At 76.4% G+C, this 12,248-nt stretch carries 10 protein-coding genes and 1 riboswitch; of the genes, 8 read left to right on the forward strand and 2 right to left on the reverse strand.

All coding sequences use genetic code 11. The features are described from left to right. From LE181_RS29470 to LE181_RS29490, 5 genes are all read left to right on the forward strand, one after another. The coding region (locus LE181_RS29470; protein ID WP_372458537.1) for an NAD-dependent epimerase/dehydratase family protein at positions 1–873 on the forward strand (873 nt) is incomplete at its 5' end. Beyond that, a complete protein-coding gene (locus LE181_RS29475) occupies positions 870–1,577 on the forward strand; it encodes a spherulation-specific family 4 protein (RefSeq protein ID WP_225664569.1) in 708 nt (235 codons plus the stop codon). The genes LE181_RS29470 and LE181_RS29475, both read left to right, overlap by 4 nt. Positions 1,578–1,609: 32 nt before the next feature. Beyond that, a complete protein-coding gene (locus LE181_RS29480; RefSeq protein ID WP_225664570.1) occupies positions 1,610–2,443 on the forward strand; it encodes an endo alpha-1,4 polygalactosaminidase in 834 nt (277 codons plus the stop codon). Between the two features lie 246 nt (positions 2,444–2,689). Continuing rightward, positions 2,690–2,840, forward strand: a riboswitch (cyclic di-AMP (ydaO/yuaA leader). A 4-nt stretch (positions 2,841–2,844) separates the two neighbouring features. Next, positions 2,845–3,318, forward strand: coding sequence for a C40 family peptidase (locus LE181_RS29485; RefSeq protein WP_225664571.1), 474 nt, complete (start codon positions 2,845–2,847; stop codon positions 3,316–3,318). Positions 3,319–3,422: 104 nt separating this feature from the next. Next, on the forward strand, positions 3,423–4,916 hold the full coding sequence (locus LE181_RS29490; protein ID WP_225664572.1) for a carboxylesterase/lipase family protein: 1,494 nt from the start codon (positions 3,423–3,425) through the stop codon (positions 4,914–4,916). Between the two features lie 50 nt (positions 4,917–4,966). Here the strand turns inward: LE181_RS29490 and LE181_RS29495 are convergent, their stop codons facing one another. Beyond that, positions 4,967–5,386 (reverse strand): YchJ family protein, encoded by a 420-nt coding sequence (locus LE181_RS29495; protein WP_225664573.1) that lies wholly within the window; start codon positions 5,384–5,386, stop codon positions 4,967–4,969. Between the two features lie 177 nt (positions 5,387–5,563). On the opposite strand from LE181_RS29495, the gene LE181_RS29500 reads away from it, so the two are divergent. The 3 genes from LE181_RS29500 to LE181_RS29510 all read left to right on the forward strand — a co-directional run bounded on the left by LE181_RS29500 (position 5,564) and on the right by LE181_RS29510 (position 9,565). After that, on the forward strand, positions 5,564–6,058 hold the full coding sequence (locus tag LE181_RS29500) for a MarR family winged helix-turn-helix transcriptional regulator (RefSeq protein WP_225664574.1): 495 nt from the start codon (positions 5,564–5,566) through the stop codon (positions 6,056–6,058). 107 nt (positions 6,059–6,165) lie between these two features. After that, positions 6,166–6,786 (forward strand): DsbA family protein, encoded by a 621-nt coding sequence (locus LE181_RS29505; RefSeq protein ID WP_225664578.1) that lies wholly within the window; start codon positions 6,166–6,168, stop codon positions 6,784–6,786. A gap of 670 nt (positions 6,787–7,456) precedes the next feature. Then, positions 7,457–9,565, forward strand: a complete 2,109-nt coding sequence (locus LE181_RS29510; RefSeq protein WP_225664575.1) for an FUSC family protein — start codon at positions 7,457–7,459, stop codon at positions 9,563–9,565. 89 nt (positions 9,566–9,654) lie between these two features. Here the strand turns inward: LE181_RS29510 and lanKC are convergent, their stop codons facing one another. Next, entirely contained in the window at positions 9,655–12,219 is a 2,565-nt protein-coding gene (gene lanKC, locus LE181_RS29515; protein ID WP_225664576.1) for a class III lanthionine synthetase LanKC, read from the reverse strand. Positions 12,220–12,248 lie beyond the last annotated feature (29 nt).

Consider the following 12,248-nt stretch of genomic DNA (forward strand, 5'->3'; position numbering starts at 1 on the left):
GCCGCCGCGCACCTGCGCGCCCTTCCGGGCGTCCGGGTGCTCGGCGGCGGCCGGGCGCCCGGCTCCGCCCTGTCCGTCGACCTGGCCACGATCGTCCCCGACCGGCTCGCGGCCGTCCTGCGCGAGGCCGCACCGGACGCGGTCGTCAACTGCGCCGGGGCGGTCGGCGGCAACCCGCTGACCCTCACCGCCGTCAACGCCCGCGGCCCCGCCGCCCTGTGCGAGGCCCTGCACGCGGCCGCCCCCGACGCACGCCTGGTGCACCTGGGGTCGGCCGCCGAGTACGGACCCGCCGACGGCCACCGGCCCGTCACCGAGACCGACCCGGCCCGCCCCCTCGGCCTGTACGGGGCGAGCAAGCTCGCCGGCACCCTCGCCGTGACCGCCTCGGGCCTCGACGCCGTCGTGCTGCGGGTGTTCAACCCCGTGGGCCCCGGCGCCCCGTCCGCCTCCCTGCCCGGCCGGCTCGCCACCGAGCTGCACCGGGCCCGCCCCGGCGGCCGGGTGCGCACCGGCGACCTCTCCGCGCACCGCGACTTCGTCGATGCGCGCGACGTGGCCGACGCCGTCGTCTGCGCCGTGACGGCCCCGCGGCCGCTGCCCGGCGTCCTCAACGTCGGCAGCGGCACCGCACGCCCGGTCCGGGCCGTCGCCGAGGGGCTGCTGCACGCCGCCGGCCTCGACGGGCCCGGCGGCGTCCGGATCGACGAGGACGGCGACGGCTCGCCCCGCTCCGCCGCCGTCCCCTGGCAGCAGGCCGACATCACCGCCGCCGGCCGTGCCCTGGACTGGGCGCCCCGGCACCGGCTGGAGGACTCCCTCGCCGACCTGTGGGCCGGGGCCGGCGGCCGCCCCGCGGAGCCCGTCCGATGAAGCGCCCCGCACCGCACGCGCCGTGGGACGGCGACGGGCGCCTGCTCGTCCCGCTGTACGTGCACCCGGCGACCCACCCCGAGGAGTGGGCCGCCCTCGTGGCGGCCGCCCCCGGCCTGCACGCGGTCGTGCTCAACGTGGCGGACGGCCCCGGCAGCAGCTGTGACCCCGCCTTCCGGGACGTCGCCCGACGGCTGCGCCGGGCGGGGGTGCGGCTGCTGGGCTACGTCGACACCGGCTACGGCCGGCGGCCGCCCCGCGCGGTGGCCGCCGACGTCCTCCGGCACCGTCGGTGGTACGGCGTGGACGGCGTCTTCTTCGACCAGGCCGCGGCCGACGCCGCGGCCCTGCCCCGCTACCGCGGACTCGCCACCGCCGCCCGCCTGCTGGGCGCGCGCTGCGTCGTCCTGAACCCGGGCACCCATCCCGCCCCCGGCTACGCCGCGCTCGCCGACCTGCTGGTCACCTTCGAGGGGACGTGGGAGGCGTACCGGCGGGCCGGTGTGCCCGCGTGGACCGCCGACCATCCGCCGGGCCGCTTCTGCCACCTCGTCCACGCGGTGCCGCCCGACCGCACCGCACAGGTCGCGCGGACCGCCGCGGCCCGGGGGGCCGGGGTGCACTGTGCCGTTCCGGGCACGGGGGCCAACCCCTGGTGCAGCGTGCCCCGCGCGGGGGAACGGGCCGTGGGGAGCACCCGGTGACGGGGCGGCCGTCCGGGGCGGGGCTCCGGGGCGTGCTGCTGCTCGTGCTGCCGCTCGTGCTCGCGGGCTGTTCGGGCTCGTCGCCGGACGAGGCGCCGGGCGGCGACGAGCGTCCGGTGGACCGCATGAGCGCGGCGCCGGACGGCTCGGCGCCCCCGGCGTCGCGCCGCTGGCAGCCCCGGCCGGGCCTGCGCTGGCAGTGGCAGCTCGGCGGGAAGGTCGACACCTCGGTCGACGTCCCCGTCTACGACATCGACGGCTTCGAGAACTCGGCGGAGACGGTGGCGGAGCTGCACGCCCGCGGCCGCAAGGTGATCTGTTACATCAATGCCGGGGCCTGGGAGGACTTCCGTCCCGATCATTCTGAATTCCCCAAGTCGGTGCTCGGGAAGAACAACAAGGGCTGGGACGGCGAGAAATGGCTGGACATCCGCCGTCTCGACGCCTTGCGGCCGATCATGGCAGCGCGGATCGACATGTGCCGGCAGAAGGGGTTCGACGCGGTCGAACCGGATCTGACCGAGGGATTCCGCAACCGCACCGGTTTCTCGCTGACCGCCGCCGACCAACTGGCCTTCAACCGAATGCTGGTCAAACTCGCTCATGACCGCGGACTGGCCATCGGTTTGAAGAACGATCTCGAACAGATCCCGGAGCTGGTGCGCGACTTCGATTTCGCGGTCAACGAGCAGTGCGCCCAGTACGGCGAGTGCGAGAAGCTCACCCCCTTCGTGAAACAGAACAAAGCGGTCTTCCATGTCGAATACGACCTGTCCCCGAGGGAGTTCTGCGGCACGGCCGGGCGGCTGGGGCTCAGTTCCATGAAGAAGAAGCTGGAGCTGGACGCGTGGCGGCAGCCGTGTTGAACGCACGTCGCGGAGTTGGCCGTTCCGCGCTCCAACTGCCCGGGGAGGAAGGGGTTTAGCGGCAGGCGGCGGGCCGTGGAACTGCCGCGGTTCCCTGTTTGCATCTGAAGTGAAGAAGTTCACAGATGACCGTTTGGGGCCCGAATTTGAGCGACTGATGGTGCAGGATCTCTCACCGAACACAAGATCCCGTCACCGAGGCGGGCGACCCGGGCGGACGCCGAGTCCTGCCGCCGCACCGGGTGCGGAAACGATTCGACGAATCGGCAGGAGCGGGAGACCCAAGCAGTACGAACCACGAACGCGGTGGTTCTTGGGGTGAAGCCACACCGTGGCCGGGCAACTTCGCAGCCCGAACCCGACAGGTCATCTTTCGTAGGCGGATGCCGAAGGGCTTTGGCATGTCTGCGATGCCTCGCATACCTGCGCTCATTTCCCGGGCCGGCGCCGCGTCGGCCGTCACCGCCGCCACGCTCGCGGCCACGGTCCTCGTCCCCGGCCTGGCCCCCGCGGCCCAGGCGGCGACCGCCGGCGAACAGGCGCTGAAGGTCGCCGCCGGCAAGCAGGGCTCCCCCTACCAGTACGGCGCCACGGGCCCCAACCGGTTCGACTGCTCGGGCCTGACGCTCTACTCGTTCAAGAAGGCCGGCAAGACCCTCCCGCGCACCGCCGCCAGCCAGTACAACGCCACCCGGCACCTGTCCGGCGGCTCCCGGCAGGCGGGCGACCTGGTCTTCTTCCACAGCGGCAGCAACGTCTACCACGTGGGGATCTACGCGGGTAACAACAAGATCTGGCACGCCCCGAAGCCCGGCACCTCCGTCCGGCTGGAGAAGATCTGGACCAACAGCGTCTGGTACGGCCGCGTCAAGTAGCCCCGCTCCACGGCCCCGCCGCCCGGCGGGGCCGCCACACGGTGGGCCGCACACAGCCGTCCCCGCACACATGGGATGGCGCGGTGCGGGGGAGGGCTAAGGGCATGGAGATACGTACTGCTCAGGGCGTCGTGCGCGGAGAACTGACCGCCGGGGGCCTCGCCGTCTTCCGCGGCGTCCCCTATGCCCGGCCCCCCGTCGGAAACCTGCGCTTCGCCGCGCCCCAGCCGCCCCTCCCCTGGGACGGGGTCCGCGACGCGCTCGTCTTCGGGCCGCCACCACCGCAGTCCGGGCCCGCCCGCATCCCCGGGGACCCGGCCGGCACCGACTGGCTCACCCTGAACGTCTGGACCCCGGACCCCGGCGGTTCCGGACTGCCGGTCCTGGTGTGGATCCCCGGCGGGGCCTACGTCTCCGGGGCCGCGGGCGATCCCCTGTACGACGCCGCGCTCCTGGCCGGCCAGGGCGGACTGATTGTGGTCACCCTCAACTACCGGGTGGGCGCCGAAGGCTTCGCCCACCTCCCGGGGGCCCCGGACAACCGCGGCCTGCTCGACCAGCTCGCCGCCCTCGACTGGGTGCGGCAGAACATCGCCCGCTTCGGCGGCAACCCGGACCGGGTCACCCTCTGCGGACAGTCCGCCGGAGCGGGCTCGATCGCCACGCTGCTCGCCGCCCCCCGGGCCGCTGGCCTCTTCCGCCGGGCCATCGCCCAGTCCGTGCCCGGCCTCTACGTGACGCCCGCCCTGGCGGCGGAGGTCACCGCCGATCTGGCCGCCCGGCTCGGCACCGCCCCCACCACCGCCGGGCTCGCCGCGGTGAGCCCGCAACGCCTGGCCGACGCCGTCGACCCGCTCATGGGGGAACTGCCCGCCCGCACCGACCGCTGGGGCCGGCTGGCCCGCTCGGGCGTCCCCTTCCTCCCGGTCGTCGACGGTGACGTCGTACCGGACGTGCCGTGGCGGAGCCTGCGCGACGGCCGCGCGAGCGAGACCGACCTGCTGGTCGGTCACACCCGGGACGAGTTCCGCCCCTTCCTCGTGCTCTCCGGCCACCCCGAGAAGATCACCGACGAGGACGCCGCGGCGGCGCTGCGCGCCCTGGCCCCCGCACCCGACGGCGAACGGGCCTACCGCGCCGCCCATCCGGACGCCTCACCGGCCGCGCTCTTCGAACTGCTCTACAGCGACGTGATGTTCCGCATGCCGTCGCTGCACCTCGCCGACGCCCACTCCGCCGGCGGCGGCACGGCCCACCTCTACGAGCTGTGCCTGCCCGCGCCCGCGCTGGGCGCCGCCCTCGGCGCCGCCCACGGCCTGGACGTGTCGCTGCTGTTCGGCACCTACAGTGCCCCCGCCGCGCGCCTGTTCCACGGGGACGAGCCGCCGCCCGGGGACGTGCTCGCCCTGGGGGACGACATGCGCCGCTCGTGGGCGTCGTTCGCCGCCCACGGCGACCCGGGCTGGCCGGCCTACCGGGTCACCGACGGGCGGCTCACCCGGCTCCTGGGCGCGGGGACCGGAACGGGCCCGTACCCCGAGGACGCGTCACGGCGGATCTGGGAGGGCCACGGCGTCGAACCCTTCGACCTCGTCTGAGGCCAAGGGGGGCCGGGCCCGCCCTCGTCCGGGGCGGTCCGCCGGTCCGGTCAGCCGACCGCGTCCACGTACACCCACAGTCCGTCCTCGCGGACGAAGCGGCTGAGCTCGTGCTGGCTGTCCGCCTCCCCTCCCACCCTGTAGTGGGCGCGGAACTCCACCGTGCCCTCCTGGTGGAAGGCGCTGCCGCCCGTGGCACCCAGGACGTCGAGACCCGTCCAGGTGATGCCGGGATCGAAGTCCAGCCCGGGCGGCCGCGTCGTGGAGTGCCAGGTCCGCAGCAGATAGGCGGCGTCGCGGACCACGAAGGCGCTGTAGCGCGAGCGCATCAGCCGCTCGGCCGTGGGCGCCGCCGCCCGGCCCTGGTGGAGGCTGCCGCAGCACTCCCCGTACGGTGCGCCGAGCCCGCAGGGGCACGGTGAGGTGGCGGTGATCGCCGGCTGCCGGCGTGGGCTCGTTCGTCTGGACACCCTCCGATTCTGCCTTCCGCCCCGACCCTTCCCGCCATCGGGTGACCACCCTTTCGCCTGTGTGCCCGCCGGCGGCGCTCCGGCGGCGACGGCCCGGGGGGTGCGGCCGGTGCGGCCGTTCTCCTCGTAGGCTCCGGGGGTGGCGCATGCGCGCCGAGGCGCGGTGAGAGGGGCCAGGTGGCAGGGGAAGCGGAGATCGCGACGGCGGAGCAGGCGGCGAACGACGGCCTCGTGCTGGCGTTCGGGCGGCTGCAGGGGGCCGCGAACCGGCTGGAGTACATCCTGGGCCGGGCGATCGAGGAGGAGTGCGGGATCAGCCACCTGATGTTCGAGGTGCTGCTGATCCTGGGCCGGGCGGGAGACGCGGGACTGCCGATGCGGGCGATCGCCCAGGAGCGCGTGCTGAGCACCGGCGGGGTCACCCGGCTCGTGGACCGGATGGAGGCGGTGGGACTGGTGGTCCGGGACGCCGACCCCGACGACCGGCGGGGACGGCTGGTGCGGCTGACGCCCCGGGGCGAGGAGACGGTGGTGCGGGCGGCACGGATCCACGTGGAGAACATCCGGCGCTTCTTCCTGGAGCCGCTGCCGGAGGACCACCGCGAGCGGTTCGCGGAGGACCTGAAGACCCTCAGCCACGCGGCCAGGGACGCGCTGCCGCGGCTGCGGTGAGGAATCCCGGGCGGCGCGCGGGAATGTCTGACGCAGCAGATACTGTTGGAGCAGATGAACCGCCCGTGCCGACGGGCACCGCACCACCGCCCCTGGAGGCATCCCCCATGCAGCTCGTCTACGTCTTCGACGCCTACTGCGGCTGGTCCCACGGCTTCTCGGCCACCCTGGCCGAGGTCGCCCGCCGCCGGCCCGAGCTGCCGGTGGAGGTCGTCTCGGGCGGCCTGTTCACCGGGGCCCGCCGGGTACCGATCCGGGAGTTCGGCTACGTGCAGGGCGCCAACGCCAAGATCGCCGAGATGACGGGGGCCGCGTTCGGCGCCGCCTACGACCGGCTGATCGCGGACGGCTCGTTCGTCATGGACTCCGAGGCCGCCGCCCGCGGCATGGCCGCCCTGCGCCAGGCCGCCCCCGAGCGGGCGGCGGAACTGGCCGCGGCGCTCCAGGAGGCGTTCTATGTCGACGGGCTCAGCCTCTCCGAGGCCGGCACCTACCGCACGGTCGCGGAGCGGGCCGGCCTGGACGCGGACGCCGTGGTCGCCGCCTTCACGTCCCCGGCGTCGGCGAACGCCGCCCGCGCCGACTTCCGCCGGTCGGCGGAGTACGGCGTCGAGGGCTTCCCCACCCTCCTGGCGGTCGACGGCGCCCGCGCCGCCGTCCTGGCCGTGGGCCACGCCACCGCCCCCCAGATCGAACAGCGCCTGGCGGCCTTCGCCGCGGCGGCCTGACCGGAGGAGGCGGACGGATCCGCCACCCGGGTCGGTGGGCGCCGGCCCCGGCAGGTGGCCCGCCGTGGCCCGCCGGCTGCTGGGGCAGCGGGTGTTCCGCGGGCCGGGCGGTTGCCTGTGGGCGGCGATCGGCTCGGATTCCCCGCGCTGCCCGGCGGGAGTGGGCGCCGGCAGGCGGGTGGAGCGCCGTGGGTCGGCAGGCCGCCCGGCTTGCGCTGGGGCGGTGGTCGCCTTGGGTTTGCCGTGCCGCCCGCCCGGTGTCTGCCACCCGCCGGGTTGGAGGGCCGTGGTTCGCAGGGCGGGGGGTGTGCCTGTGGGGGGGCGATCGGCTCGGATTCGCCGCGCTGCCCGGCGGGAGTGGGCGCCGGCAGGCGGGTGGAGCGCCGTGGTCGGCAGGCCGCCCGGTGTGCCCCGGGGCGGTGGTCGCCTCGGCTCTGCCGCGCTGCCCTGCCGGTGTCGGCCCCCGGCCGGCGGGTGGAGCGCCGTGGGTCGGCAGGCAGCCCGGCATACCCCTGCGGCGGCGTCGCCCCGGCTTCGCCGTGCCGCCCGCCCGGCCGTCGGCCCGGCCCGGTTGCGGGAGCCCCGGAGCGGCCTAGCCTGGGGAGGCGTCATGGTTCGTGCCCGTAGTCCGGCCGGAGGGTCGGTGGGGGAAGGTGCCGCGGTCCGTCGGTTGTCGTGGCGGCGGGGCGGGGCGCAGGCTGCGCGGCGTGCTCTCTGGGCGACGATCGCCGGGTGCACCGGCTTCTACGCGTGCACCTACGGACTGGGCGACCCGCTCATGGGGCTGTACGCCATGTTCGGCTCCCTGCCGCTGGTGATGTTCTCGCGGCTCGGCGGCACCGCTCGGCAACGCACGGGTACCCTGCTGGCCATGGTGCCCGTGGGCTGCCTCATGGTCACCGCCGGGACCCTGCTCGCCGTCCGCGACTGGGCCGCCGCCTGCGGCATGTTCGTCGTCGGCTTCGCCGTCTCCTTCGGCGGCGTCGGCGGCCCCCGGCTGGCCGGGGTGAGCGTCGCCGTGCAGCTCTTCTACGTCCTGCCCTGCTTCCCGCCCTACGCCCCGGACACGCTCGGCTCCCGCCTGGCGGGCCTGACCACCGGCATCCTGCTCACCGCACTCGTGGAGCGGGTCCTGCGGCCCGAGCCCCCGTCCGTGCCGTACCGCGTGCGCCTCGCCGACGCGACCGCCGCCGTGGCCGGCAGCTGTGCGACGGCCGCCGCCGGAGCGGGGGACACCCGGGCCGCCGCCGACCGCGCCCTCGACGCCGCCCGCCCGTCCCGCCTGCCGTCCACCGAGCGCCCCACCTCGCCCTCCGCCCACGACCGGGCCCTCAACCACGCCCGCGCGGCCGTCCGGCACGTACGCGACCAGCTCGACCGGCTCTACGGAGACGCCGACCGGCCACCCGTGGCCGCCCCGCCCGCGCTGGCCCTGCTGGGCCGGACCGCTGCGGCCCTGGACCCGGTGGCCGCCGGCCTGCGCCGCGGGTCCCCGCCGGACGAGGCCGCCGGCCTGTCCGAGGCCGTCGCCGCCTTCGACGCCGCCCGCGCGGACGCCCTCCCCGGCACCTCACCCCTGCGGCGGCACCAGGACGCGGTCGTCAAGGCCGCCGCCGAAGGGGCACTGCTGGCCGCGCAGGCGTCCCGCATCGCCCTCGGCGTCCGCCCCACCGCCGAGGGCCGTGCCCCCGCCTGGCCGTTCCGGTACGCCACCGAGCCCGCCGCCCGGCTGTGGTGGCGACGGCTGCGCCTGCACCTGACCCCCCGCTCGGTCCACCTGCAGAACGCCCTCCGGGTCGCCCTGGCCATGGCGATCGCCCGGCTCGTGGCCGGCGGGCTGGGCCTGTCGCACGGCTTCTGGATGCTGCTGGCGACGCTCAGCCTCCTGCGCACCTCCGCCGCCGACACCCGTACGGCCCTGCGCCCCGCCTTCCTCGGCACCGCCGCCGGCGCCGGGCTGGCCGCCCTCCTGCTCGTCGCGGTGGGCGAGGCCCCCCTCTTCTACGCCGCCGTCCTGCCCGTCGTCCTCCTCGCCGGCCTCACCGCCGGGCCCGTGCTCGGGCCGGCCTGGGAACAGGCGGTGTTCACCCTCGCCTTCGTCCTGATCTTCACTCAGCTGTCGGTGCCGCACTGGCAGCTGTCCGCCGTGCGGATCGTGGACGTGCTCGCCGGCGGCGCCGTGGGCGCGGCCGTGAGCCTGCTCGCCTGGCCGCGCGGCGGGCACGGGGAACTGCGGGGCGCGCTCGCCGGCTTCCTCACCGAGGGCGCCGCGGCCTGCCGGGCGGTCGTCGACGTGCTGTGCGGCAGACCCTGCCCCGCGGACCCCCTGCGGCCCGCCCGCCGGGCGATGCTCCTGGCCGAGGCCACCTACTGCCAGTACCAGGCCGAGCGCATGCCCCGGCACACGGCGGACCCGCACTGGGAGCTCGCCCTGGTGGCCGGCTACCACATGGTGCGCGGCGGCGAGCTGATGCTGATGCGCTGCCCGGACGGGGCCGGCCCCGCCCCGCTGCCCCCGGAGGCGGCCGCGGGGCTGACCGCCCTGGCCGAGGAGGTGGCGGCCGAGTGCCGCCGGTCCGGCGAACTGCTGCGCTCGGGGACCCGTCCCGCGCCGGGCGAAGCCCCGTCCGCCGACGGCCCGCCCCCGCCGGGCCGTTGCACGGAATGGGCGGCGGCCGCGGACGCCGTCCCGGTGCTGCTGGCCGTCGACGCCGAGGCGTGGCTCACCGGCGTGGCCCGGGACGTGGCCCGCGTCCGCGCCGACGTGCTCGGCCGCTGAGCACTCCCAGGGCGGAAGGTGGCGAACCCGTCGGCGGCCCGGGGGAGCGGGCGGCGACGGGCCGCCCGCGCCTCCATCCGGCGCGCCCCTCACGCCGGCCGCGGGAACGGCAGGAACGGCAGGGAAGCGGTCGAACCGGGCCGCGTCGCGGCGTGCACCGCGAGCAGGACGCCCGCCGTGCCCGTCGCCAGGTCCATCGACAGCCGCAGCCGCCCGTCCATCGGGAACGCCAGCTCACCCCCGCACCGCACCGCGTGCAGCCCCAGCCCCCGCAGCTGCACCCGGCGCGCGCCGGCCGGCCCGCCGAGGTGCGTGAGGGCGTACAGCAGTCCGGCATGGCCGTCCAGGAGACCGGAGGACAGCAGCAGTTCGGTGCCCAGGCTCTCGCCGATGCGGTCGCGCAGCCGGCGGAAGTGGGCGTCCTCGCGCTGCCCCAGGTACGCGTCGAGGGCCATGCCGATCCCGGCGCTGCCCCGCCCGAGCGTGGTGACCCGGCGCTCGCCCTCCCGCACGTGCACGAACCGTCCGCGCGTGACCCCGCAGTGGGCCAGGTCCCGGGTCAGCGCGGCCTCGGCGCGGCGCAGCTGGCGCTCGTCCCCCGTCCCGGCGAAGAGCCGGGTGAACAGCAGCGCCGGGCCCGACCAGCCGCGCATCAGCCCCACGGCAGCCGGCGGCGACGGCTCGTCGTCCAGGGCGCGCGCCAGCCGGTCGCCGAGCCGCAGCGCCCCCTCCGCGTCGCCGAGGTGCCACAGCGTCAGGGCGATCCCGGCGAGCCCGCCGAACAGCCCCGCTCCGCATCCCCGCAGGTCGAAGGCGGCCAGCCGGTCGACCGCTGCCCGGGCCTGCTGCGGGCGGCCGAGCTCGTCGAGGACGTACGCCACGCCCGCCAGCCCGTCGTACAGGCCGGGCCGCGGCCAGCGGGTGCGTTCGGCCGCCCGTGCCAGCCAGTCGACGTACCCGTCGAAGCGGGGGCCCGTGCCGTGCCCCGTGCGGTGCAGTGCGTGCAGGACCCCCGCCGCACCGAAGGCGAGGCCCGCGCCCTGCTCGTCGAACTGCCGGACGTCGCCCGGGAAGAGGCGGTCCTCCCGCTCCGGTGTGGCGCTGCCCAGGACGGCCCGGGCCAGGGACGCCAGCACCGCCTCCCAGCCGGGATCGTGCTCCCCGGCGGTGCCGTCGTCCCGGCCGGAGGCCGGCCCGCCGCGGCCGGCCGGCCCCACGGGCCAGGCGACGGCCGGCGCGGGGGAGGCGTCCGGGGGCGGGGCGAGCCCCTCGCGCAGCCGGTCACCGAAGCCGGGCGGCAGCGGGAAGCGGCTCTCCGCCAGCCGGATCAGCTGCTCGTGCTTGTGCGCGTCGAAGCGCAGCAGCTCCGTCAGCGGGCAGAGGACCGCGAGCCTGAGGCAGTCCAGGGCGTACGCGTCGACGGCGACGCCCGAACGGGCCCAGGGGGCCGTGAAGCCGGCGGTGCCCAGGACGGGGGTGAAGTCCTCCGCGATGCCGAAGCATGTCTCGAAGTCGACCAGGCAGACGCTGCCGTCCGGCCGCAGCAGCACGTTGGCGGGCTGCAGGTCCCCGAAGACGACGCCCCGCGCGTGCAGCGCCGCCGTCGCGGCCGCCACCCGGTCGAGGACCCCGCACGCCCACGCGGCGTAGGCGGCGGTCTCCTCCTCGCCCGCGCCGGGGTGGAAGAGGGGGTGGCGGCGGGCGATCGCCTCGTGCAGCCGCTCGCCCTCGACGAACTCCTCGACCAGGAAGTGGTGTTCCCAGTGCCGCGTGCGGGCCAGGACCCGCGGCACGCAGTCCAGCCCCGCCAGCCGCCGCAGCACCGCGTGCTCGCGGTCCAGCCGGGCGACCGCGTCCATGCCGTTGTCGTCGACACCGGCGTACGGGCGGGCCTCCCGCAGCACCACCCGCCGCCCGGTGGCCGGGTCGACGGCGCGGTAGACGCCGCCGCTGTTGGAGAAGTGCAGGGCCTTCTCGACCCGGTAGGGCAGGCCGTCGCCGGTCCTCGCCCGGGCGGCGCGGATCCGCGCGTCGACGAAGGGCGGCACCCGCGCCCACGGCGGGACCTTGAAGACGGTGCCGCGCACGTCGGGCACCGGCAGGCCGTCCGGGCGCACCACCGCGGGCACGTACTCGCCGTCGCGGCCGAAGCAGTAGCGGGCGGAGAAACCGCCGTAGCGCAGGTACAACGGGCCGTCGCCCCAGCGCAGATCGCTGAGGATGTACGGCCCCCGCACTCCCCGCAGCAGCGCCGAGAGGTCCCGTAGCGTCCGCTCCAGCAGTTCCTCGCAGCGCGGATAGACGGTGACGAGCTTGCCGGCGGCCGGGCGCGGCGCCCGCTTGCCGTTGACCAGCGCCAACAGGGTGCGGCTGCGCAGGAACTTGAAGCTGATGCCGTGCTCCACGCAGTACTCCCACACCGCGTCGACCACCCGCGCGGCCTCCTCGGCCGTCGCCGAGGCGTGGATCTTCCAGCCCTGGGCCGGCAGCCGGGCGTCCCCGCGCCCCAGGGCCACCCAGCCGCCGCGTTCCGCGCGCCGCCAGCCCGGGGGCGCCGGCTGGGCGGCCCGCGCGAAGCGCCCGGTGGTGTCCTCGACGCGGTCGAGCGCGTCCACGAACAGGGGGTCCGCGGCGAGGTGGCCTTGAGCGAGCATGCGTTCTCCTCCCGGTGCCGGCGACGTGC

This window comes from Streptomyces sichuanensis, assembly GCF_020328095.1.
GTDB lineage: Bacteria > Actinomycetota > Actinomycetes > Streptomycetales > Streptomycetaceae > Streptomyces > Streptomyces cinnamoneus.